The organism is Caldalkalibacillus uzonensis, from assembly GCF_030814135.1.
GTDB lineage: Bacteria > Bacillota > Bacilli > Caldalkalibacillales > Caldalkalibacillaceae > Caldalkalibacillus > Caldalkalibacillus uzonensis.
The window spans coordinates 83,379-106,869 of sequence record NZ_JAUSUQ010000008.1 but is presented as its reverse complement, the minus strand read 5'-3'; the positions used below and the strand labels follow the sequence as shown (position 1 = coordinate 106,869).

Below are 23,491 nucleotides of genomic sequence, written 5' to 3'. Positions count from 1 at the left end.
GATAAAAAGGTTAAGAGAGGGAGGTGTTCACATGTCTACAGGAGGAGGTTACGGAGATGCGGATAAACGGCAAAAAATATTAGACAGCGCCTTTGCTGTCTTTACCAAAAAAGGATATCAGCAGACCAAAGTGGATGAAGTGGCCCAGCTGGCCGGCATCGGCAAAGGAACGGTATATCTCTATTTTCCCAGCAAAGAAGAGCTGTTGCGGGAAATGTTAAAAGCGATGATTAAAAAAAACTTGTCCGAGCTGAAAAAGAGGATGAGCGAAGAGGAACATCCTTTGGCCAAATTGAAAGTGATGTATGCCACCCATGCTTCCTTGCTGCAGGAAAATCCATCTCTGGCGCAACTCCATATCCATGATTTTGCCTTTGTTAATGAAGCATTTCGGGCCTGGTTGGAACAGGAAAAAGCAGACTTTATGGCCTACATTGCCCGCATCGTCGAGGCAGGTATCAAAACGGAAGAGTTTCGTCCCGTTAACCCCAACTTAGCAGCAGCGCTGATTATTTCCTGTCTCAGTGTTTTTTTGCCTCCTTACGGTTCCGACACATTTTCAGTTGACGATGTCTTAGATATATTGCACTACGGGCTGTGCCAGTCACTCCCTCCCCGACCCTAACTTATCTCTGGACCAAAATTTATTTCCGTGCCCTGAATAAAAAAAGGTCATGGCTAATGAGGCCATGGCCTTTTATGATGTCAGTACCCGATGTTTTAATTGAGGAAAGTGCTCCCGTATCCGCTTCACTTCATCCAGGTCAATCTCAGCCGTGACAATGGCTTCAGATTCCCCCGCCTGTGCCCGGACAACGCCCCACGGGTCAACAACCTGACTGTGCCCGCCCAGCAAAACATGACGCGTGTGCCCCACACAGTTGGCAGAGATGAGAAAACACTGGTTCTCTACAGCTCGTACAGCATTAAACAATTGCCAGTGCGCCAAGCGCTGGTGTGGCCAGGCCGAGGTCACCAGGAAGATTTCCGCCCCCAAATCAACCTGCTTCCTGTAAAGTTCAGGAAACCTTAAATCATAACAGGTAGACAATCCTACCCGCCCTACCTTAGTCTCAGTCACTGTAATTTCCTCGCCGCGGGTTAACAGCTCCCCTTCCTTTGATCCATAGCGAAAAAGGTGGATTTTGCGATACGTAGCCAATAGATCACCGTTAGCGTCAAACAGGACACCGGTATTGTAATACTGCTCCCCTTCTTGTTCCACAAAGCTGCCAGCGAACAAAACACTGTTCAGCTGGCGCGCCACCTGGGCCATACGCTGCACAAAAGGGCCGGAGAACGGCTCCGCCTCTTCCCTATAACGATCAAAGGAAAAATAGCCTGTCGCCCATATTTCCGGCAACACGATCAAATCATACCCTTTTAGCTTCTTTAGCAGGCCAATCATGCGTTCAATGCGCTCATCCTTTGTTTCCCCATCCCTTATTTCAAATTGGACTGATGCGACTTTCACCTTCACAAGCTCCTTTCCCAGCTCAGTTATATTGTTAAGGTAAAATATATTTGTACGGATTCTAGTACACGTTGCCCCTATTTGTCAATCAAATTCTTTCCAAACCCTCTTTACAATACGAGTTATCCGTCTTATGATAATTTCAATTAGATTGAAACAGAGATGAGGAAGTGATGGACACATGCAGTTTGAGCCTTCTGCTACGCTTAAAGCTTTGCCGGAACAATTCTTTGCCAAACTAACGCAAAAAGCGGCACGTTATGTTAAGGAAGGGCGTGACATCATTAATTTAGGCCAGGGTAATCCTGACCTCCCTACCCCGCCACACATTGTCAGAGCGCTGCAAAAGGCAGCCGAAAATCCGCTCTATCACCGTTACTCTCCCTTTAAAGGCCATCTGTTTTTAAAGGAAGCGGTCGCTCAATTTTACGAGCGGGAGTATCAAGTACAGTTGGACCCGGAGAAGGAAGTGGCTGTGTTATTTGGAGGAAAAGCGGGGCTGGTTAAAGTAAGCCAGTGTTTGCTTAATCCTGGTGACATTGCCCTCGTCCCTGACCCGGGCTATCCCGATTATTGGTCAGGGATTGCTCTCGCTGGCGGAAAAATGGTGATGATGCCCTTAACAGCGGAAAATCAGTTTTTACCCGACTACAGCCAACTTTCAGCTAGCCACTTAGCAAGGGCTAAGCTCATGTTTCTTAATTATCCCAACAATCCAACGGCTAGCGTGGCAACCAAAACTTTATATGAACAAACAGTCGACTTAGCCCGGCGCCATCAGATCTGTGTCGTCCATGATTTTGCCTACGGTGCTATTTACTATGACAATCACCAGCCGCCCAGTTTCCTGCAGATTCCAGGGGCCAAAGATGTGGGCATTGAAATCTACACGCTCTCCAAAACTTATAACATGGCAGGATGGCGGATCGCCTTTGCGGTAGGCAATCAAAGTGTGATTGAAGCAATTGAACTGATTCAAGACCACTACTATTGCAGTGTGTTCGGAGCCATTCAAGAGGCTGCAGCAACAGCCTTGTTAAGTAATCAGGAATGTGTTCACGACTTAAGGGAGACCTATCAGCAGAGAAGGGACACATTAATCGGAGCGCTAAGGGATATCGGTTGGGAGGTTGAACCGCCACAAGGATCCTTTTTTGCCTGGCTGCCCGTTCCCCCAGGCTTCAGCTCTGTCTCCTTTGCTGATCTGCTGCTGGAAAAAAGTGATATTGTTGTGGCACCGGGTATCGGTTTCGGAGCCCATGGTGAAGGATATATCCGTGTGGGACTAGTCAGTTCAGAAGAGATGTTGCTTAAAGCCGTAGAAAGAATCGAAGGATTAGGATTGTTTACCGGCACTAGCCAAATATCTTCAACCTAAAAATCTCCGTCAAACGACGGAGATTTTGTTTTAACCTCTCTTTTTTAACGTCGGTATTCGCTTTGAAAAAACAATGAACCGGACGGCTGTTGAAAGGGTTCAAGAGGAAAATCGATAAATAAGTCCACATATGTGGGGCTGAACTGTGTGCCTCGATGGTCTCTTATTTCTTTCTTTGCTTGTGCCGCTGACATAGGCGTTTTCTGATACGAGCGTACATTTGTCATGGAATCAAAGGCATCAATGATGGAAAATAACTGCACATACTCCGGAATTTCAGCTTTTTTGCGGCCATATAAATAGCCGTAACCATCCCATCGCTCGTGGTGATACAAAATCAAGTGCTGGCCTGGTAGCCCGATTCGTAATGATTGCCTGGCGACAGTATAGCCGAATACGGGATGATAGCGCATAATCTCCCATTCCTTGTGATTTAACGATCCCTTTTTATTTAAAATGGTATGTGGAACAAAATACTTCCCAAAGTCATGAAGTAATGCCCCCAAAAAAAGTGAGCCCCATATATCCCGAAATAATTGATAATGCTCAAGGCAAGCCATGAACAAATTCGCTACCCTCATACTATGCTGAACAGTTTCTGTGGAGTGCCTGTCCAATTTGTATAACAATTGGCGTACATCATCTGTTACTGCACTCGTTATTACCACTCTGTTCATGTTCTCTCCCCTTAAAATATGCGACGATCAGCTCTGTCCGGTTTTGAACACCCAACTTTTTGTAAATCCGTTGAATGTGGGTTTTAACTGTATGCTGCGATATGTATAAATGCTGGGCGATCTCCTCATTGGTCATACCCTTTAAGATTTTCAGGAAAATCTGGTATTCCCTGTTAGTTAGTTTTTTTTAACAGTGTCTAAAAACAGAGATGCTCCCCGCCCTCGAATCAAAGGTTCCGCTTGTTTGAAGTTGGTCAGCAATTCAGCTAAACCTTGCTTATATTTTTTGACCTGTTCGTCAATCTCGGCATAACGCAAGGTATGCTCTAAGGCAAAACGGATGAGGGCCCGTTCTTTCTCATTCAGGTGTATTGTTGTGACGACCTGCAAAATTCCTCTCCCCTTTCCAACAACCCAGCTAACTCCTTTTGAAACTTCCCATTATCATAGCATATACCCAGTGGAAATAATATCCACTTGAAGAATGATATTATTTCATACCTGCTTCGTATTTTTTCTGGGCAAGGTGAGTTTTAAGCGGCAACCTTGCTCGTTACCAATTAACACAGAGCATGGTTTTAATCTTTGTAAATATTTTATAAAAGAGGCCCAAGTTCAGCCTCTGTTTTGCCCCGAATGTTTTTTGGCTCTATAAAATTCATGAAACAATTTCATCAAGGCCCGCTTTTCAATCCGCGACACATACGAACGGGAAATGCCTAGCTCTTTGGCTAATTCACGCTGGGTTTTCTCCTCCTCCATATCCAGGCCAAACCGGCCAATAATCACCTCTTTCTCCCGGTCATCGAGCACATGAATGTATTGATAGATTTTGTCTTTCTCCATTTGCAACTGTACTTCGTCCAAAACATCCTCTATGTCTGCTTTTAAGACATCTATCAACGTAATTTCATTCCCTTCTTTATCAGTTCCGATGGGATCATGAAGAGACACATCTTTTTTTGTCTTTTTTAAGGACCTTAAATGCATCAGAATCTCATTTTCGATACACCTGGCAGCATAGGTGGCCAGCTTGGTTCCTTTATCTGGTGAGTAGCTTTCAACGCCTTTGATCAAACCGATGGTGCCTATGGATATCAGATCTTCCGTATCCTCGCCAGTATTTTCAAATTTTTTGACGATGTGGGCAACTAATCTTAGATTATGTTCGATGAGCAAATTGCGGGCTTCTTGGTCACCTTCCTGCATCCGCTTTAAATACTTCTCTTCTTCTTTCTCACTCAAAGGCTGTGGAAAGGCATTGTTTTTGACATATGAAACAAAAACCATCAATTCCTTAATCAATAAGGCGATGGTTGAGAAAATACCCGCCAAAGCCTCCACCTCCCATGCTGTCTTATAACCTATCTATATGAGCGGCAGTCATTGTCCTTGTATGTCCCAGTTATTTTTTATGTCCTTTTACCCTCTTACCTTACTTGGACAACTCTACCAATTTATGTAATAATACAGGTCTATGCACATATGATCTTTAGTAGCCATCTAAACCGCTGCTTAATATGATAAATCATATCTGTCTAAAGGTTACTAAGGGAGTGCATGTGATGAATAAGCGAGGATCGTTTCTAATCGTTTGTTTGGGGTTGCTTCTTTTTATCCCGGGTATAACCAGGGCTGAAAAGAATCCTGAGGTCATTCAATTCCAACTTCAGCAAGCACAACTCGTTTTGAACTTGCAACTCTCAGTAGAGGAAGATGAGCCATTATTCCGTCGCTATGTGCACGCAAAAGAACAGGAGTGGCTTACCGCTCTGGAGAACTGGAAGGAACAGCATCATCAAACTCGAGCAAAAGAGGAGAATTACTTAAGTTTATTTTTGTTCTCCGGTGAAATCAGTCAAGGAGACAGAGGGTTAAGAGTAAACGATTTACAGCAGGCATTGGGTTTACTCGGCTATGAACTGGTCCAAGATGGGATCTTTGGACCACAAACCCAACAAAAGCTGCTGGTCTTTCAGGAGGATCACGGGCTTCCGGTCAGCGGACGCTTGGACAAAGCAACGGCAGAGAAACTGAACCACGCCTTAAATCAACAGGGGATCACTGAGCCGGTAGGAATTAAGGCGGCTCATCCTCCTACTCAAGGCTACTGGGTGGCGGTCAACAAGTCCACTAACCGCCTGCTTTTGTTCCAGGGTGAAAGAGCGATCGCCGATTATCCTGTCGCCTCAGGAAAAAATGCTTCTCTTACTCCGGAAGGACAATTTAAGATTGTCTTCAAAGCCATTGACCCGGCCTGGGGCGGGGCTGGCATTGCCCCTCCTGTCGCTGGCGGTCATCCTGACAACCCGCTGGGATCCCGCTGGTTGGGTCTTGATATTGGGGGAGGAGGCACTTACGGCATTCATGGCACCAATAATCCGGCCAGCATTGGGACGTATGCTTCACTGGGATGTGTGCGCATGCACAATCATGATGTGGAATACTTGTATGAGCTGTTGCCGGAGCACACTCCCGTCTGGATTGGCTCAACCCAGCAGCTAGAGAATTGGGGAATCCGTTAATTTTCAAACAGAAAAGCTGTCCCAAGCGATGGGGACAGCTTTCCTTTATACTCTTTGGTTCTCAATAAGCGGTGAGATACTGGTCGCGCTCCCAGGGATGCACCTGGGTTCTGAACATATCCCATTCAATTTCTTTGGCTTCGATGAAGTGAGCGAGAACATGCTCACCTAGCGCTTTTTTAAGCACCTCATTTTGTTTCAACTCTTCAATCGCTTCTTTTAACGTGGATGGCAGACTGTCAATGCGGTTTTCCTTGCGCTCCTCTTCTGTCATGGTATAGATATTTTGATTAGTCGGCGGAACCAGAGGCAGCTTTTTCTTGATACCATCCAATCCAGCAGCCAGCATGACGGCCAGGGCCAGATACGGATTGGCAGACGGGTCCGGATTGCGCAATTCAATGCGCGTGCTTAAACCACGTGATGCCGGCACTCGGACCAGCGGGCTTCTGTTTTTGGCCGACCAGGCTACGTAGCAAGGAGCTTCATAGCCAGGCACTAAACGTTTGTAAGAGTTGACAGTTGGATTTGTAATGGCGGCCATGGCTCTGGCGTGATGCAGAATGCCGGCCAAATATTGTTTGGCGGTGTCACTAAGGCCCAGTTCATCCTGTTCATCGTAGAAGGCATTCTCCTCTCCCCTGAACAGGGATTGGTGACAGTGCATGCCTGATCCGTTTACCCCAAACAGCGGTTTGGGCATAAACGTGGCGTGCAATCCGTGTTGTTTAGCTACGTTTTTCACTACCACTTTAAAGGTTTGGATATAATCGGCTGCAGTGACAGCATTGGCATATTTAAAGTCAATCTCATGCTGTCCCGGGGCCACTTCATGGTGGGAGGCTTCAATTTCAAAGCCCATTTTTTCCAGGGTGAGCACAATATCCCGGCGGCAATTTTCACCTAAATCGGTGGGAGCCAGATCAAAATAACCGCCTTGATCATTCACTTCCAATGTTGCATCGCCTTTTTCATCTAGCTTAAACAGGAAGAACTCCGGTTCAGGCCCGACGTTCATGGCCGTAAAGCCTAGCGTTTCTGCCTCTTTCAGCATCCGCTTCAAGACACCCCGCGGATCTCCGGCAAACGGCGTTCCGTCTGGATTATATACATCACAAATCAAACGGGCCACTTTGCCTTCTTCAAGTTCCCACGGGAAGATGAGCCATGTATCCAGATCAGGATAGAGATACATATCAGACTCTTCAATGCGCACGAATCCTTCAATAGAGGAACCATCAAACATCATTTTGTTATCAAGGGCTTTGGGCAACTGGCTGACGGGTATCTCCACATTTTTGACGGTTCCCAACAGATCGGTAAATTGCAGCCGGATGTAGCGCACATCCTCTTCTTTAGCTATTTTTAAAATGTCCTCTTTCGTGTACTTTCCCATTTTAATCCCCTCCCAAATTGTTAATTGTACAGTTATTTTTATTAAGGCTTAAAGCCAGATACGCGTCTTGTAAAGTATTGATTCCTTTGGCGGTCATATCCTGCACTAAACAGGTCCATAACCTGGCCGCCAGCAGGGCATCACCTAAGGCATGATGGCGGTTTTCCGGCTTAATGTTGTACAAGGAGCAGCAGACTTCCAATTGACTTTGCTTCAATCCGGGGTCAACAACCCTAACCAGAAACGATGTATCCACAATACGGTGTTGAAAGGAACGGCCTCCAATCTCCCGTACCGCTTGCTGCATAAAGGCTTTCTCATGCCCGGCATGATGGGCGGCAAGGAGATCCGTGCCGATAAAATTGAAAAATTGAGTCAGTACATCAGCTAGCGCTGGCGCAGAAGCAAGATCGTCCTCCGTGATGCCGGTCAATTGGCTCACTTCTCTGGGAATGGATACATCTGAGCGAACCAATGTGTACAGGGAATCCTCTTCCAGGATGTGCTGGCCAACGGCACGCACAGCTCCTATGGACAGGATGCGATCCCCTTGTTCAGGAAAAAATCCTGTCGTCTCCACATCAAAGACGACCACAGGCAGTTCGTTGAGGGGCCGTTCCAAGTAGTTCTCCTCCCGCAGCTCCTTTTCAAGCTGGCGTAAAAAGCTGGCTTGCGGCCACACCTCTCTCTTCTCTCTGTTGCTGAGAGCGGCATAGAGATGTGAACCCACCCTTTCAGACAATTGTTTCATCCTCTGGGCAACAGCTTGAAACTTCACCACACGGTCCCTCTCTTTAACCATTGTCCCGTACGCCGGTATAATTCAGCTCCTTTCCTTATCAGGTGCTTCAACTCTTTTTTCTCCTCCCGGCTGAGGTCAGCCACCCTGATGTAGTCAGGGTGATTGGTGACCCCCGCTCTTTTGCGGTAGGCCATGAGCCGCTTGAAGTAAGCCTGGTATGTTTCCAGCCACCCATAGGAAGCAAGTGCACACAAACGTTCCAAGCGGAGGGCGGTAGAGGTTTCATGCACACTCTCTCTGATGGCCAGGAGGCGTATGGCGTTGATATATGGAAACAACCCTGTTTCTTTTAGGTTGATAGCCCCCGCATGAGGACCTTTTTCCTCAGTCAGAAATTGCCCGAATAGGCCCATTCCTTTCTTCAACCATGCTGTGTTTTCCCACAGACGCAGCAAGATAGCAGGATCCTTTGCGCAGTACCCGTACACTCGTTCTCTCAGATCAATGACCAGCTGAGAGTCCCCCACAAGTGGGCGGGCATCCATAAAAATCAACACATAGCGCAAGGTTTCCCACCGCTTTTCTCTTAGCCACTGCTCCAGTTGGGACTGCCAGCCTGACCTTGAGCGGCACCACCTTGGAATGGAACTCATCACATGCCCCATGCATAATGGGTATCCCCTGTCTGCCAAACGGCGGCTGATCTCCCTTCCAAGTGCCAGAAAGTACTGTTGGACTTCTTCTCCCCCCTGATCATAAACAAGGCCATGATCCTGGTCACTTCCTGGCTGATGCTCTCCTCGGCCGGCGCTGCCCATCAAAAACCAAGTGAAAGCGGCCGGCGGAGTACCCTCTGTCTGTGATAGCCTGACTGGCGGCGCTGAGTATATGGTCATATTTTAACAACTGGCTCATGAACACCAAATTGTGCATTGGCAGCCGGCTGTACCATCTCTGGATACCCATAGCTGCCATGCTCACTTAAATCCAAGCCCAGTAACTCTTCCTCTTCCGTCACGCGCAGCGATCCTACAACGGCTCTAATGACCAGCAGCAGGATGACAGAGGTTAGAAACGCATACAGTCCTGCTGAGACAACTCCCAATGTTTGCACACCCAACTGAGTCAATCCTCCCCCGTACAACAGCCCGGGCAACCCGCCGTTCATGGCAGCCAGTTCCGGCGTGGCAAAGAAACCTGTGGACAAGGTGCCCCACACCCCAGCCACACCGTGCACTGACAAAGCAAAGATGGGGTCATCAATTTTGGCTTTATCAAAGAACTTCATGCTGTAATAGACAATCACACCGGCTATCAGTCCGATCAGCACCGCTGCCCACGGTTCAACAAAGGCACAAGAGGCAGTGATGGCCACCAGTCCGGCCAAGGCGCCATTTAACACGGTTGGTACATCCGCCTTGCCGGAAAGCATCCAGGCGGTAGATAAGGCCGCGATGGCACCGGCAGCCGCCGCAAGATTGGTGTTCAGCGCGACAAACCCAAAAAATCCTTCATCAACACCTAATGTGCTTCCTGCATTAAAACCAAACCAGCCTACCCAGAGCAGCAGAACACCTAAAGCGGTATAAACCTGATTATGACCATGCATATCGTTCGCTGTGCCATCTTTGTTGTACTTACCAATCCGCGGTTTAAGCAGTATGGTGGCAGCCAGTGCAGCCATAGCTCCTGTCAAGTGCACCACAGTGGAGCCGGCAAAGTCTTGTTTTTCTAATCCTGCCAGCCAGCCGTCTCCCCAAATCCAGTGGGCTACAACCGGGTAGACAAAAGCTGAAAAGAAAATGGCAAATAAGATGTAAACCGACAGTTTGGCCCGCTCGGCAAAACCGCCGAAAGCGATGGTTAGTGCAATCCCAGCAAAAGCTAGTTGAAACATAAAGTCAATTGAACCAGGCAAACCATCAACCACAGAAGTAAAATCGCCGTAGAAGAAATCAGAAAAGCCGATAAACAAATTACCTTGACCATAAATAAAGCCATAACCTACAGCCCAAAACACAAGAGAGGCAATACCGAATGTAAAAATAGTTTTGCCAGCGATATGGCCGGCATTTTTCATCCGCGTTGAACCTGCCTCAAGGAGAATAAATCCCCCTTGCATCAGGATGACCAAAATCGTGGCCACCATCACCCACAGTGCATTAAGGTAAAACAACTCTCCCATTTCCGATCCAACTCCTTTCTTTGTTTTACATGAGCAGCACACGTCGCACCGCCCATTTAACGTAAATATAGTTAACATATAACGTTAGTTATATTTTCACATCTTAGTCGTTATGTCGCAACTAATCTGTAAGATAATTTGACATAGATTTTGTAAGTTCAAGAGTGCAATTTTTTTGGTCACTTCATGATTGAAATGCTGTTTGTAACTGGAACCACTTGCTGTCCAGCAGAATAAAATGTGCTAGCTAAGATGGGGCAGATGCCCAGGAAGGAGTGCTTATCTGTTATGAATCAGCATTCATTATCCTTGCCACCCAGGCCAGCTAAACCCAGAACATGCGGGTTAACCATAGTTATTGATAAGGGGATGCCTGTCGGTTACTTCAAGGACGTCATCAGCACCCACGCCGGCTATATTGATTTTGTCAAATTTGGCTGGGGAACTTCCCTTGTCTCCGACTGTCTTGAAGAAAAGATAGGCTGTTTGAGAGTCAATAACGTGGCTTTCTTTTTTGGGGGAACTTTGTTTGAGAAGTTCCTGCTGCAGAAAAAAGTAACGGATTATTATCATTTCTGCCTCCAGCACGGCTGCCAGCATGTTGAGATCTCAAATGGCACGGTTCCGCTGAGCAACAGGGATAAAGCCAGTTTCATTGCTGATTTTGCTCATGAGTTCACCGTTTTCAGTGAAGTGGGATATAAGGACCAGCAACGATCCCGGGAGCTCCATCCTTCCAGGTGGATTGAGTATATCGAAGAGGACTTACAAGCAGGAGCAGCGATGGTAATCACCGAGGCAAGGGAAAGCGGAACAAGCGGAATATGCAGAGAAAATGGAGAGTTAAGACATGGTCTGATCGAGGAGCTGATTGAAGCGGATGTGGATATAAACCGCCTCATCTTTGAAGCTCCGAACAAACAGCTGCAAACTTACTTTATCAGGAAGTTTGGAACGAACGTTAATTTGGCCAATATCCCCTTTGGAGACATTATTTCTGTAGAAACCCTAAGACTGGGCTTAAGGTCTGACACTCTGTATCTATTTGAAGAATGTGCAGCGGGAGAGTAAAATGGTTTGTTGAACATTAGAGGACTGTCACCTGCCTGACTGCTGATCACAAGATGGTTGCAAGCCAGGCAGCTGATGGTCCTTTTTGATTTCACGTTGCTTGTCCTTTATTTGGCATGGAATTTTGACAATATCATGACATTTGGTGCATACTCCCATTGATTGTGACATATATCACATGCTTAAGGGCATCTTAGCGCTATGATTTAAATGTAAAACAAAGGAAAGGAGTAGGTACCATGGCACGCCCTGACTTGGAGACCAGTAAGAAGCAAAATGTAACTTCCATCCGGCAAGAAACGGAAACGGATACATCCCTGAAAGGAACATTATTCTCCGTGTTTGGCCTGGGTCTGTTTATTGTCATTAGCTGGCTGGCCGTTTTTGCACTCTTTCTGTCACGCTCATAACCAGATAAGGAGGTTTATGACCGATGCATCTTCATCGTTATGAAAAATATTGGCTCTATTTCGGAATTGGCACATTAATTGTCTTTTTATCTGTTTTAGGTGTCGGTGCCTTTGCCATGGGACAGTACCCGCCCAGTCACGATGCGGTTGTTGACCCGCTCAACGTAAGTGAAACGCCCCCATTTGATGATCCGGGGCTTGTTCAAATTGATGATCAAACGTATGTGGCCAATATTGTGGCTATGACCTTCGGCTACCGCCCTAATGTCATTGAAGTACCTGCAGGAGCCACCGTAATCTTCGAAGTGACCAGCGAGGATGTCATACACAGTTTCACCATTCCCGGTACCAATGTGAACATGATGGTCACTCCTGGCCACGTCAACCAGGCGAGACACACCTTCACCGAACCAGGTTCTTATTTAGTGTTATGTAACGAATACTGTGGCGCTGGCCACCACTACATGCAAATGACAATCGAGGTGATTGAACAATGATAGCCAAAGTGAAAGCGGGAACAGAAGTGAATCCCTCCGATGCCAAACTGAGTATGGCTTATATCTATGTCGCTTTTACGGCTTTTCTGATCGGTGCTATAGCTGGTGTGGTTCAAGGATTGCAACGGGCGGGATTCATCGACTTGCCGGCCGGCATTAACTATTACCAAGTCCTCACCGCTCACGGTTTATTATTGGCTCTTGTATTTACAACCTACTTTATTTTTGCCTTCCTTAATGCGGGCATGAGTAAAACACTGGGCGCTTTCCCGGATAAATACCGGAAAACGGGCTGGATTGGGTTCCTTGTCTTAACCCTTGGTACGGTGCTGACCACGATCATGGTCCTGCTCAATGAAGGAACGGTCTTATATACGTTCTACGCTCCTTTGCAAGCACATCCACTGTTTTATCTGGGACTTACCCTGTTTGTGGTTGGAACATGGGTTGCCGGCGGTGCCTTATTGGCCCACTACTTTAACTGGAAGCGGGAAAATCCGGGACAGTTAACCCCCCTGTTTGGTTTTATGACCGTCGCCACCATCTTGCTGTGGATCGTCGCAACCATTGGCGTAGCGGCAACTGTCCTGCTTCAACTCTTACCGTGGTCTCTTGGCATCAGCGAACGGGTAAATGTCCTGCTGAGCCGTACCCTGTTCTGGTATTTCGGCCATCCACTTGTTTATTTCTGGCTGTTGCCTGCTTATATGGCCTGGTATATTGTGATTCCCAAAATTATTGGCGGCAGACTATTCAGCGATTCGCTGGCCCGCCTAGCCTTTATCTTGTTCTTGTTATTGTCCATTCCTGTCGGCTTCCACCACCAATTGATGGAGGCCGGGATTTCACCGTTCTGGAAGTATATTCAGACGGTATTAACATTTGCCGTTGTCGTGCCCTCCTTGTTAACCGCCTTTTCCATCTTTGCCACCTTTGAAATCACAGGACGGGCCAAAGGAGCAACCGGGTTATTTAGCTGGTGGAAAAAGCTGCCCTGGAATGATGTGCGTTTCTTTGCTCCCTTCATCGCCATGCTGACCTTTATCCCAGCAGGTGCTGGAGGTATCATCAACGCCAGTCACCAGATGAATGCGGTAGTGCACAATACCCTGTGGGTCGTGGGACACTTTCACTTAACCGTTGGCACAACCGTATTGCTGACCTTCTTTGGCATCTCCTATTGGCTGATTCCAGTCTTGACGGGACGCCGGTTGACACCCTCTGTCAACCGCCTGGGCATGATCCAAACCATCTTGTGGGCGGTGGGTATGTTCTTCATGTCGGGTGCCATGCATCTCTTAGGATTGCTCGGCGCACCCCGCCGGACAGCGTTTACCACCTATCAGGATCACCCGACAGCCCTTCAGTGGCTGGAGGGAATGTTTGCTAATCAGGCGACCATGTCCATCGGGGGCGTGATTCTGTTTATCGCTGCCTTGCTGATGATTTATAATGTGATTCAGCTAGCCTTTTTGGCCCCCAAGGAGCAAACCGAATTCCCCATTGGAGAAGTGTCGAGTGATGCCAGCAAAACGCCTCCCCTGCTGGAAAACTGGAAACTGTGGGTGGCGCTGGCTGTCGCCTTAATCCTTGTTGCTTACACTGTCCCGTTAATGGATATGATTCAAAACGCACCTCCTGGGTCACCCCCGTTTAGACCGTGGTAATGGCCTGAGACATCATTTCTCATTTCAGTGTTGACCAATCTAACAAGCCCTGTGCCATGACAGCGCAGGGCTTTCTTTGTTCCACGCCAGCACTTGTATAATTGCGGCTATTTCCGCTTATCCTAACCGTAAATATAAAATTTGAAGGGCGACACCATACGGAGTTGGAGGGGACAGCCTTGTTGCGTACGTTTCGTTTTTGGTTAACCTTAGGCGCTGTTCTGGTTTGCTTGTTTAATTACTTTGGATTTGACCGGGATAATCTTCTATTCTTTTTTGTCAGCATCCCGGCCTGGGTGATTGAAATGTACCGGGAAGTTTATACAGTCAATCCGCTGTTTGTTTATGCTTTAACCATCGGATTTTACTTTCTCCTGGGTTACGTTATTGACCGCTTGCTGGAGCGGAAGAGAACAAAACAAGCAAGCTAACCGTTAGTGCCCGCTTTTCTCGCTTCCCGTCCCTCCAGCCAATCCACCACATCGGCAAACACAGCGAGAGCAAGATTAGCTGTGTTCTCTGGCTGATTTAAGGCCAAGACAGTAATGGTGTACCGAGGGTGGTTTGCAGGGTAATAACCAGCAAACCAGTGATGGTTTAAAGCGGCCTGGGCTGAAAAAGGACCCCCGTTTGCTTGCGCTGTACCTGTCTTCCCTGCTGCTTGCCACGGTCTGTCATTTAGGGCTTGTGCCGTTCCCTCCTGCACAACCCCTGCCAATAATTTTTGCAACTGGTAGGCGGTATAGGGAGAGATGGATGGACCAGGCAAGCGTTGTGCGGGGAAATTGTAAAACGAACCACCGGTTTGGTAAGTGATCCTGTTTACAGCTTTGACTTGATACTTTAACCCCCCTCTAGTAATGGTGGCCATCATATTAGCCACGGCCAAAGGGGTCAGCTGAACATCTAATTGGCCGATGCCTGTCCTTAACAAATACAGGTCATCGTTTTTTTCGTGTTCGGGCCGGTCCGGGGCAAAAACCTGTCCTTGCTCTTCCCTATCCAGCTGGTGAAAATCTGACAAGTGATACACAGCATCCGCATGCCAGCCGTTGTAGTCGATTAAGCCCAGTTTACGGGCATACCTTTCTAACGTTTCTGCTCCAAGTTCAATCGCCAATTGGCCAAAGACAATGTTGCAGGACTGATAGAAAGCCTCAGCAAAGGTCAGGGAGCCATGCCCATCCTCTTTCCAGCAGTGAAACTGTGTCCCTGCCAATACCCCTGGGCATTCGTAACGGGAGTCAAGGGTAGCTGCTTCCTCTTCCAAGGCGGCCGCAGCGATGACAATTTTAAACACAGAGCCCGGGGGATAACGGTTCAAAGCTATATTACGCCAGGAAGGGTGGCTGGGGTGATCACGCACCACATGTGGCCGGCTGGCCAGCGCTAGAATTTCACTAGTCTCTTGATCCAGAATAACCACCGCCCCCTGATCTACACCCCTCCTATCCAAAACCTGTTCCACCTGCTGCTGCAAATCAGCATCAAGTGTTGTCTCCAGCACCAACGGATAAAAAGGATTGTCTTGGGCCATATATTTCAAGCCTAGGCCTTGCAGTGGAAAACCTCTGCCATCCACATAGTAGGCTAGTATGGTAGGACCTGTACCTTGCAGGAAAGGCTGGAAGGTCCGCTCCAAACCGCTAATACCCACCTTGCTGTTTTCTGTTAAAACCCCTTGAGCCAACTCCTCGGCAAATGCCTGCCGGACAAAGTCCGGATTTTCCCCCAGATAGCCAAGCAGATGGCTGGCTATGCGCTGATCGGGGGGATAGCGAAGTTCATAAGGCAACCCCAAAACACCGGGAATACCCAATTGATTAATGGTTTCTGCCTGACTTTCCGTGATATACACCATTTGTCCATATTGCTTGTACACCCGTGGCTCAGAGAGACCATCCAGCTCAGCTTTCAATTGTTCAAAGGGAACCTTCAATATCCCGGCTAGTTGTTGAAGTTGTTCATCATGGTTGTCATTCTTTTGGGATAAGGGAAATAAGACAAGTACATACGCCGTTTCACCGGTTAAACTCTTCCCATATCTGTCCGTGATTTCTCCCCGTCCGCTGTCTAGTACCAGTTGTTGCTGTCTTTGCCCGACAGCCTGCTTGATCAAATTAATCTGGTGCTTGGAAAAACCTTCCGTATCGATCAACTGGACATAGGCCAGCCGTACAAGAAGCAGTCCTAAACCCCCCGTCATGAGCAGCAACAACCATACCAGTCTCTTAAAACTGACGCTTTTCATTATACTCCCCCTTGAACATCGCTCTACTCCCATTTTGGACAGGAAAGAACAAAAAAAAACGTCAGGCATAAACCTGACGTTTACAAAATCACTGCTTGATTGACACTTGATATAATCACTTACTTATTACGGGCCAACGGACTACACTCTTATTTCTAAAATCTTAACCTCAATATCCCCTCCAGGCGTATGAATCGTGACTGTATCTCCCACTCTTTTGCCCAGCAAGCCCTTGGCCATGGGGGAATCATTGGAAATCTTGCCTGACAAGGGGTCCGCTTCAGTGCGGCCCACAATCGTATATTCCTCCTGTTCACCGTCCGGCAGTTCCTGAAACACCACCGTTTTTCCGACGGTAACCACATCTCCATCATATTGGGAAGTGTCAATAATTTTGGCGTTGCGAATCATTTTCTGCAACTGCTGAATGCGTGACTCCACAAAAGCTTGTTCATCCCGTGCCGCATCATACTCCGAGTTCTCACTCAAGTCTCCGTAACTGCGGGCAATTTTAATCTTTTCCACAACTTCCGGCCGCTTGACAGTAATCAAATAGTCCAATTCATCCTTTAACTTTTGCAAACCTTCTTCCGTGACAAGCGTTTCTTTTTCCGCCATACTCGTCTTCCCCCTTTAGTTGTTATGGAGTCTGAATCAAATCATGCTCCTGTAAAATGGTTTTTATTTTGGTAACCATCAGATCTATGGCTACTTGGTTTTCGCCACCCTCCGGAATGATGATATCTGCATATTTTTTGGTTGGTTCAATAAACTGGTTGTGCATGGGTCTGACCACTTGCAAATATTGCTCAACTACCGAGTCAATAGTCCGGCCTCGCTCCTTAATATCCCTCATCAGACGGCGTATGATTCTTACATCGGCATCAGTATCCACAAACACCTTGATATCCATCCGCTCTCTTAAGCGTCTGTCCTCTAATACTAATATGCCTTCAAGGATGATCACATTCTTGGGTTCTACACGGACAGTCTCTTTGGCCCGGGTATGCCGGGTATAATCATATACCGGCTTGTCGATAGCCTCGTAGTTCAACAAACGGTCCAAATGTTCAACCAGCAAATCATGATCAAAAGCAAGCGGGTGGTCATAATTGGTTTTAATTCTTTCTTCAAAAGGCAGGTGAGATTGATCCTTGTAATAGGCATCCTGTTCCAAGATTAAGATGGACTGGTCTGGAAAAGCGCGAAAAATCTCACTGGCTACCGTCGTTTTGCCTGAGCCAGATCCACCGGCCACACCAATCACAACAGGCTTTACCATGTGCTATCTCCTTCCCTCATCAGTCAGTTCTCAGGTGATTCGGCTTTAAGCTTGCTGATGGCCAATCCGTCACCAATAGGCACAAAACTGGTTTCAAACCGGGGGTGTTCAGCCAGCCATTGGTTGTAAGCTTTTAATTTATTGACCAGGGAACGAAAACGCTTATTTTGAATTTGTTCAGCGGCCACATCCCCCCGAAAAAACACATTGTCCGAGATGATCAGGCCACCGTCGTTTAATCTGGTGGCGTATTGTTCGAACAAGAGACGGTATTGCCCCTTGGCTGCGTCAATAAAAATACAATCATACCGATGTTGGAGCTGTTGTGCATACGTTTTGGCATCAGCATGATGAACACTGATTCTTTGGGCCAGTCCTGCCCGCTCAATATAGGAACGGGCCTGTACCACCCGTTGCTTATCTTTTTCAATCGTATCAACATGAGCGTCCGGTGCAGACTGGGCCAGCCAGATGGCAGAGTAGCCGATGGCTGTTCCAATTTCCAAAATACGCCGGACGGTTGATTTTGTGTGTAAGAGTACTCGTATTAACTTAATGGAAGGGCGCTCAATAATAGGAATCCCTTTTTCTTGAGCTACGGCCTCCATTTCAGCCAAAAGGGGATCATCAAGCGGTGTCAACTGCTGAAGATAGGCTTTCAAGTTTGCATCAATTACCATTTGCTCTTTTTCTCCTCAGTCAGCCTGGTCAAGATGACGCCGGCTTTTTTCGTCGTACTGACGATGCTCAGCATAGGTTTTAGAAAAATAATGAGTCCCGCTGCCATCTTTTTTAGTGACATAAAATAAGTAATCATGCTTAGCAGGAAAGATGGCTGCTTCAAGGGATGGAAGACCCGGACTCGCAATCGGACCGGGGGGCAGCCCGGGATACTTATAAGTGTTATAGGGGTTGTCCACTTCCAAATCCTGATATAACACTCTTTCCTTATGTTCACCTAACGCATATAACACAGTGGCATCAGCCTGTAATAACATTCCCTCTTCAAGCCGGTTATGAAGAACGCCGGAGATCTTTTTCCGTTCTTCATCCACAACAGTCTCCCGCTCGATAATAGAGGCCAGCGTGACAGCTTCATACACTGTCATCCCGTGTTCTTCCAAGGCACCATGCCATTCCTCTTTGAACACTTTTTCAAACTGTTCCAAAAGGAGGCGCACAATGTCTTCTTCCGTGGTTCCCTTATACACTTCATATGTTTCAGGGTACAAGAATCCCTCCAGGCGGTACTTGCGGTCTTCTGCTTCAGGGATGTCCTGGACAAAGGAAAATTCACTAAAATCTCCATTGTTCACCACCTGCAAAAAGCGATCGGCATCAACCACACCCTGCTCTTCCAAACGCTGAGCCGTCTCCTCGACTGTTAACCCTTCCGGTATGGTAAAGCGCAGGGTTTCTCGGTGCAGGCGTCCTTCTTGCAATTCCTTAATGATCTCCCCGGCAGACATGCTGGGAGAAAGCTGATACTGACCCGCCTGGAAATCACTCACGCCCAAATAACGCACGTAAAAATAAAACAGCTTTTCATTTTTAATCAGGCCTTGCTCATGTAAAATTTGAGCAATCCGTGCCGTGGACGAGCCCATTGGGATCTCAACCTCGAGCACTTCATCTTCGGCGGCGGGGTCGACAGGCTGCAGCTGGCTGTACAGATATAAGCCCCCCACTGCGGCAGCACTGGCCACAAGCAGGAGAATGACACCGAGGGTAATCAGCACCACTTTCAGCGGAGAGGCAGCCTTCACTTCCTCGTATTCCACTTCCTGCTGCTCTTTTTCCTCCCGTACTCCGCTTGGCTTCGTTTCAGGCTGGTCAGTTGCTGTTTCGTTCGTTTCCATTGCTTCGCCACGCTGCTCTTCAGCCCGCCTTTTCTGTTCTTCAGTCATGGGCACCCCTCCCGTTTCTCTGACTATTATACATCAAAAAAAGAAAACCATCACAACAACCTGATGGTCTTCTTATCTTGCTACCGGGGAGCCAACACGTGAATGCCACCCTCTGGACAGACACTCATTCAGTGAATGTCGCCATCCAGTTCCTCTTCCTCAACCAGGGTTTGAAAGGTGGATTCCACAATGTTCCACTCTTCATCATCTTCGATCAGGTAAAGGTTGATGCGTTCCCGGCCTCCGTCAGTTTCCCTGGTCTCTTCGTACCGGAAGGCATACACTTCTTGTTCCTCCACTTCCGGGTCTTCCTCCTGGTCAGCGGGAACCAATAAAATATACTGTTTGCCAGTCTGTTCGACATCAAATTTGCACAAGACGTTAAACACTTCTTCTTTTCCCTCTTCATCAGGGATAATAATGCGTTCTTCCTCTTCACGACCTTTAATCATTGTAACACCTCTTTTTATTTAGTGTGGGCATCCAGATAACTTTGCAATATAATCACGGCCGCCATTTTGTCGATCACTTGCTTTCTTTTTTTGCGGCTCATATCTGCAGCAAGAAGAATCCGTTCAGCCGACTGGGTTGACAAGCGCTCATCCCACATCTTAACCGGCAAGCCAGTTTTTGCTTGCAACGCTTGGGCAAAAGCTTGACAGAGCACCCCGGTTTGCCCGATGGTGCCATCCATATTTTTGGGGAGCCCAACGATGATTTGACTCACCTGGTATTGGCCGATCAAATCCTCTAAGCGGGCCAAATCCTGCTCTAAATTTGTCCGTTTGATCACTTCAAGCCCCTGAGCTGTCCAGCCCAGCTCATCACTTATACTGACACCGATTGTTTTTTGTCCAACATCCAAGCCCATTAACCGCACATTTTCGCTCCTCACATCTCACTCTCAGTTGCCGGCCGGTAGACTCTTGTCTGCCCGGCCTCAGCTTTGTACAGTCTAGCCCTTTAACTCCTCCCGGTAGTGATCCAGATAGGCCTTGACAAGCTCCTCAATCAATTCATCCCGTTCCAGTTTGCGAATCAGGCTGCGGGCATTGTTATGCCTGGGAATATAAGCGGGGTCTCCGGAAAGGAGATACCCCACAATCTGGTTAATGGGATGATAACCTTTTTCCTCGAGGGAGCGGTAGACGGTTAACAGCACATCCTTCGGGTCAACCTCCATCTTCTCCCCTTTTACGTTGAATTTCATGGTACGGTCCATGGAGCCCATCTTCATCCCCCATTTCCTCCAGCATCATTGTCCGGACAACAGTCTCACTTACTTTCTATTGTACTCTAAAACTTAGCTTTGTAAAACAGATTTAACCAATTCCGGCACAGTTTTTACGGCTTCGTCCAGTTTATGGGGATCTTTGCCCCCTGCTTGGGCCATGTCCGGGCGTCCCCCTCCTCCGCCGCCACAGATAGAGGCGACTTCCTTCACTAATTTTCCGGCATGGTAACCCTTATCCACCAAATCTTTGGTTACTCCGGCCACAATCATGGCTTTGCCCTCCACGCTGGCTCCCAGAACAATGACAGCAGAGCCCAGTTTTTGTTTGAGGTTGTCCACCCGGGTGCGCAGATCATCCATGCCAGCAGCTGATACCTTGGCGGCCAAAACAGGAACGTCATCTACCTCTTGTACCTGGTCTAACAAGCGGGAAGCTTCGAGCTTGGCCAGCTTACCCTTCAGAGCTTCATTTTCCCGCTCCAGTTCTTTCAACTGATGGTGCAAAGCTTCAATCCGGGCCGGAACCGCGTCCAGTTTTGTTTTCAGTTTGGCAGCTGCCTCGGTTAAGAGCGCCTGAAAACGGTTGAGATGTTGGTAAGCATACTGGCCAGTAACCGCTTCGATCCGGCGTGTGCCAGCCCCAATACCGCTCTCAGAGACAATTTTGAACAGACCGATTTCCGCTGTGTTACGTACATGGCAACCGCCGCACAATTCCAGGCTGTAGTCGCCCACTTTCACCACTCGTACCGTTTCACCGTATTTTTCACCAAACAAGGCCATGGCCCCCATGGCTTTCGCTTCCTCCAGCGAACGGTACATGGTTTCCACCGGCAAATGCTGCCAAATGCACTGATTCACCAAAGATTCAATCTGGTGCAGTTCTTCAGCACTGACGGCACTGAAATGGGAAAAGTCAAACCGTAAGCGGTCCGGTGCCACCAAAGATCCGGCCTGATTGACATGTTCCCCCAGCACATCTTTTAAAGCCTGGTGCAGCAAGTGGGTAGCCGTATGGTTTTTGACAATGGCCGCCCGTTTCTCCTCATCAATCTTGGCGGTCACAACACTGCCTTTGGTCAGGGAGCCTTGCACTACTTCTCCCCAATGTACATGCTGGCCGCCCGGGCCTTTTTGCACTTCCTCAATACGTACTTCCAGACCGTCTGCAATCAGTGCCCCTTTATCAGCCACCTGCCCCCCGCTTTCGGCATAAAACGGGGTTTGATCCAGGATAATCTGGCAGCTTTGCCCGCTGGGAACGATATCCACAAACTGATCATCCACAACAAGGGCCAGCACTTTGGCTTGGGTTTCCAGCTTGTCATAGCCAACAAACTCACTTTTCTCTTTAAAATCACCCAGCACGCCGCCTTGCACCTGCATGCTGTCCACTTCCTGCCGCGCGGCCCGGGCCCGCTCCCGCTGAGCTTCCATTTCCCGGTCAAAACCTTCGCGGTCCACTTCAATGCCATGTTCTCCGGCAAAATCCTCGGTTAAATCAAGCGGGAATCCGTAGGTGTCGTAGAGGGTGAAAGCTTGCTTTCCGGACAACCTTTTTTCTCCTTTGGCTTTTAACTCCTCAATCATACTGCTCAAAATAGACAAGCCCTCATTTAGCGTTTCATGAAAACGTTCTTCTTCTGTTTTAACCACATTGGAAATAAATTCCTCTTTTTCAACGACTTCTGAATAGAAGGAGCCCATATTCTCTCCCACAACCGGGGTTAACTGATACAAAAACGGCTTGTTAATCCCCAGCACTTTTCCATAGCGGACCGCCCGTCTTAACAAACGGCGGATCACATAGCCCCTTCCTTCATTAGAAGGCAAAGCCCCATCTCCAATGGCAAAGGCCACGGTACGCACATGATCGGCAATCACTTTAAAGGCGACATCATCTTCCCTGTTTTTTCCATACGCTTTGCCAGCCAACTTTGCTGTTTTTTGGATAATGGGCTGGAACAGATCCGTGTCAAAGTTGGTGGGCACTTCTTGTAAGACAGAAGCCATCCGCTCCAGCCCCATGCCTGTGTCAATGTTTTTCTTGGGCAACGGGGTATAGGAACCGTCCGGATTGTGATTGTACTGAGAAAAGACCAGGTTCCAAATTTCCAGATAGCGCTCGTTTTCCCCGCCGGGATAAAGCTCAGGATCATCCGGATCGTTGCCATATGCTTCCCCGCGGTCATAAAAAATCTCCGTGTTAGGGCCGCAGGGACCTTCGCCAATATCCCAGAAGTTTTCTTCCAGTCTGATAATCCGTTTTTGTGGGAGACCAATGTCTTTATGCCAGATGTTAAAGGCCTCATCATCTTCCGGATGAATAGTTACCGACAGTTTCTCCGGGTTAAAGCCGATCCAGCGGGGATCGGTTAAAAACTCCCAAGCCCAGTGAATGGCCTCTTTTTTAAAGTAGTCGCCTATAGAAAAGTTCCCAAGCATCTCAAAAAAGGTATGGTGGCGGGCCGTCTTGCCCACGTTTTCAATATCATTGGTGCGGATGGACTTTTGGCAATTGACGATACGCGGGTTGTCAGGAATCACTCGGCCGTCAAAATATTTTTTAAGTGTGGCCACACCAGAGTTAATCCATAACAGAGACGGATCGTCATGGGGAATCAGGGAGGCGCTGGGCTCTATGCTATGCCCTTTTTCCTTAAAAAAAGTGAGAAACATCTCTCTGATCTGAGCAGAAGTTAAGTGTTTCACGCTTGTTCCTCCTTATCTGTTTCATTTTGTTCAGAATTAGACAGTGCAATAAAAAAACTCTTTCATCCGATCTTTGTGATCAG

At 47.8% G+C, this 23,491-nt stretch carries 26 protein-coding genes; 8 read left to right on the top strand and 18 right to left on the bottom strand.

The genetic code is table 11. The features are described 5' to 3' along the window. Positions 1–31: 31 nt before the first annotated feature. The gene (locus tag J2S00_RS11615; RefSeq protein ID WP_307339747.1) at positions 32–625 is read left to right on the top strand and encodes a TetR/AcrR family transcriptional regulator; all 594 of its coding nucleotides are present in this window, start codon (positions 32–34) and stop codon (positions 623–625) included. A gap of 72 nt (positions 626–697) precedes the next feature. Here J2S00_RS11615 and J2S00_RS11610 read toward each other — a convergent pair whose 3' ends face one another. Further along, a complete protein-coding gene (locus J2S00_RS11610; protein WP_307339744.1) occupies positions 698–1,474 on the bottom strand; it encodes a carbon-nitrogen family hydrolase in 777 nt (258 codons plus the stop codon). Between the two features lie 181 nt (positions 1,475–1,655). Here J2S00_RS11610 and J2S00_RS11605 point away from each other — a divergent pair, with 181 nt between their 5' ends. After that, positions 1,656–2,852: a pyridoxal phosphate-dependent aminotransferase gene (locus tag J2S00_RS11605; protein WP_307339741.1), complete on the top strand. Its 1,197-nt coding sequence runs from the start codon at positions 1,656–1,658 to the stop codon at positions 2,850–2,852. A 44-nt stretch (positions 2,853–2,896) separates the two neighbouring features. Here J2S00_RS11605 and J2S00_RS11600 read toward each other — a convergent pair whose 3' ends face one another. From J2S00_RS11600 to sigK, 4 genes are all read right to left on the bottom strand, one after another. After that, positions 2,897–3,529, bottom strand: coding sequence for an HD-GYP domain-containing protein (locus tag J2S00_RS11600; RefSeq protein WP_307339738.1), 633 nt, complete (start codon positions 3,527–3,529; stop codon positions 2,897–2,899). Then, entirely contained in the window at positions 3,492–3,665 is a 174-nt protein-coding gene (locus J2S00_RS19910; RefSeq protein WP_370875869.1) for a response regulator transcription factor, read from the bottom strand. Before J2S00_RS19910 ends, J2S00_RS11600 begins: the two co-directional genes overlap by 38 nt. Before the next feature lie 41 nt (positions 3,666–3,706). Further along, a complete protein-coding gene (locus J2S00_RS11595; RefSeq protein WP_307339734.1) occupies positions 3,707–3,919 on the bottom strand; it encodes a hypothetical protein in 213 nt (70 codons plus the stop codon). A gap of 225 nt (positions 3,920–4,144) precedes the next feature. After that, positions 4,145–4,864 carry an RNA polymerase sporulation sigma factor SigK gene (gene sigK, locus J2S00_RS11590; RefSeq protein WP_307339731.1) on the bottom strand — a complete coding sequence of 240 codons (720 nt, stop codon included), beginning with the start codon at positions 4,862–4,864 and terminating at the stop codon, positions 4,145–4,147. Between the two features lie 230 nt (positions 4,865–5,094). On the opposite strand from sigK, the gene J2S00_RS11585 reads away from it, so the two are divergent. After that, positions 5,095–6,054, top strand: coding sequence for a L,D-transpeptidase family protein (locus J2S00_RS11585; RefSeq protein ID WP_307339729.1), 960 nt, complete (start codon positions 5,095–5,097; stop codon positions 6,052–6,054). 61 nt (positions 6,055–6,115) lie between these two features. Here J2S00_RS11585 and glnA read toward each other — a convergent pair whose 3' ends face one another. Genes glnA through J2S00_RS11565 form a run of 4 tightly spaced genes read right to left on the bottom strand, consistent with a single transcriptional unit; the run spans position 6,116 to position 10,377 of the window. After that, positions 6,116–7,450 (bottom strand): type I glutamate--ammonia ligase, encoded by a 1,335-nt coding sequence (glnA, locus tag J2S00_RS11580; protein ID WP_307339727.1) that lies wholly within the window; start codon positions 7,448–7,450, stop codon positions 6,116–6,118. 1 nt (position 7,451) lies between these two features. Further along, positions 7,452–8,252: an exonuclease domain-containing protein gene (locus J2S00_RS11575; protein WP_307339724.1), complete on the bottom strand. Its 801-nt coding sequence runs from the start codon at positions 8,250–8,252 to the stop codon at positions 7,452–7,454. Further along, positions 8,225–9,088: a DUF294 nucleotidyltransferase-like domain-containing protein gene (locus J2S00_RS11570; protein ID WP_307339722.1), complete on the bottom strand. Its 864-nt coding sequence runs from the start codon at positions 9,086–9,088 to the stop codon at positions 8,225–8,227. Before J2S00_RS11570 ends, J2S00_RS11575 begins: the two co-directional genes overlap by 28 nt. Then, entirely contained in the window at positions 9,085–10,377 is a 1,293-nt protein-coding gene (locus tag J2S00_RS11565; RefSeq protein WP_307339719.1) for an ammonium transporter, read from the bottom strand. The genes J2S00_RS11570 and J2S00_RS11565 overlap by 4 nt, the downstream gene beginning before the upstream one ends. 288 nt (positions 10,378–10,665) lie before the next feature. On the opposite strand from J2S00_RS11565, the gene J2S00_RS11560 reads away from it, so the two are divergent. The 5 genes from J2S00_RS11560 to J2S00_RS11540 all read left to right on the top strand — a co-directional run bounded on the left by J2S00_RS11560 (position 10,666) and on the right by J2S00_RS11540 (position 14,453). Next, positions 10,666–11,448, top strand: coding sequence for a phosphosulfolactate synthase (locus tag J2S00_RS11560; RefSeq protein ID WP_307339716.1), 783 nt, complete (start codon positions 10,666–10,668; stop codon positions 11,446–11,448). Between the two features lie 239 nt (positions 11,449–11,687). After that, entirely contained in the window at positions 11,688–11,858 is a 171-nt protein-coding gene (locus J2S00_RS11555; protein ID WP_307339714.1) for a cytochrome c oxidase subunit 2A, read from the top strand. 23 nt (positions 11,859–11,881) lie between these two features. Then, complete coding sequence (locus J2S00_RS11550) at positions 11,882–12,355, top strand: cytochrome c oxidase subunit II (RefSeq protein WP_307339712.1); 474 nt, start codon at positions 11,882–11,884, stop codon at positions 12,353–12,355. Next, a complete protein-coding gene (locus J2S00_RS11545) occupies positions 12,352–14,022 on the top strand; it encodes a b(o/a)3-type cytochrome-c oxidase subunit 1 (protein ID WP_307339710.1) in 1,671 nt (556 codons plus the stop codon). Before J2S00_RS11550 ends, J2S00_RS11545 begins: the two co-directional genes overlap by 4 nt. Positions 14,023–14,204: 182 nt before the next feature. Continuing rightward, positions 14,205–14,453 (top strand): hypothetical protein, encoded by a 249-nt coding sequence (locus J2S00_RS11540; protein ID WP_307339708.1) that lies wholly within the window; start codon positions 14,205–14,207, stop codon positions 14,451–14,453. Here the strand turns inward: J2S00_RS11540 and J2S00_RS11535 are convergent. The 9 genes from J2S00_RS11535 to alaS all read right to left on the bottom strand — a co-directional run bounded on the left by J2S00_RS11535 (position 14,450) and on the right by alaS (position 23,408). After that, entirely contained in the window at positions 14,450–16,273 is a 1,824-nt protein-coding gene (locus J2S00_RS11535; protein WP_307339706.1) for a peptidoglycan D,D-transpeptidase FtsI family protein, read from the bottom strand. The genes J2S00_RS11540 and J2S00_RS11535 overlap by 4 nt on opposite strands. Before the next feature lie 141 nt (positions 16,274–16,414). Continuing rightward, positions 16,415–16,891 carry a transcription elongation factor GreA gene (gene greA, locus J2S00_RS11530; RefSeq protein WP_307339702.1) on the bottom strand — a complete coding sequence of 159 codons (477 nt, stop codon included), beginning with the start codon at positions 16,889–16,891 and terminating at the stop codon, positions 16,415–16,417. Positions 16,892–16,913: 22 nt separating this feature from the next. Continuing rightward, positions 16,914–17,555 (bottom strand): uridine kinase, encoded by a 642-nt coding sequence (gene udk / locus J2S00_RS11525; RefSeq protein WP_307339699.1) that lies wholly within the window; start codon positions 17,553–17,555, stop codon positions 16,914–16,916. Positions 17,556–17,578: 23 nt separating this feature from the next. After that, the gene (locus J2S00_RS11520; RefSeq protein WP_307339696.1) at positions 17,579–18,235 is read right to left on the bottom strand and encodes an O-methyltransferase; all 657 of its coding nucleotides are present in this window, start codon (positions 18,233–18,235) and stop codon (positions 17,579–17,581) included. Between the two features lie 15 nt (positions 18,236–18,250). Further along, on the bottom strand, positions 18,251–19,462 hold the full coding sequence (gene mltG / locus J2S00_RS11515; RefSeq protein WP_307339693.1) for an endolytic transglycosylase MltG: 1,212 nt from the start codon (positions 19,460–19,462) through the stop codon (positions 18,251–18,253). 128 nt (positions 19,463–19,590) lie between these two features. After that, entirely contained in the window at positions 19,591–19,914 is a 324-nt protein-coding gene (locus J2S00_RS11510; protein WP_307339691.1) for a DUF1292 domain-containing protein, read from the bottom strand. A gap of 14 nt (positions 19,915–19,928) precedes the next feature. Continuing rightward, positions 19,929–20,342 (bottom strand): Holliday junction resolvase RuvX, encoded by a 414-nt coding sequence (ruvX, locus tag J2S00_RS11505; RefSeq protein ID WP_307339688.1) that lies wholly within the window; start codon positions 20,340–20,342, stop codon positions 19,929–19,931. A 75-nt stretch (positions 20,343–20,417) separates the two neighbouring features. Next, the gene (locus J2S00_RS11500; RefSeq protein ID WP_307340002.1) at positions 20,418–20,693 is read right to left on the bottom strand and encodes an IreB family regulatory phosphoprotein; all 276 of its coding nucleotides are present in this window, start codon (positions 20,691–20,693) and stop codon (positions 20,418–20,420) included. Positions 20,694–20,765: 72 nt separating this feature from the next. Next, the gene (gene alaS, locus J2S00_RS11495; protein WP_307339684.1) at positions 20,766–23,408 is read right to left on the bottom strand and encodes an alanine--tRNA ligase; all 2,643 of its coding nucleotides are present in this window, start codon (positions 23,406–23,408) and stop codon (positions 20,766–20,768) included. Positions 23,409–23,491 lie beyond the last annotated feature (83 nt).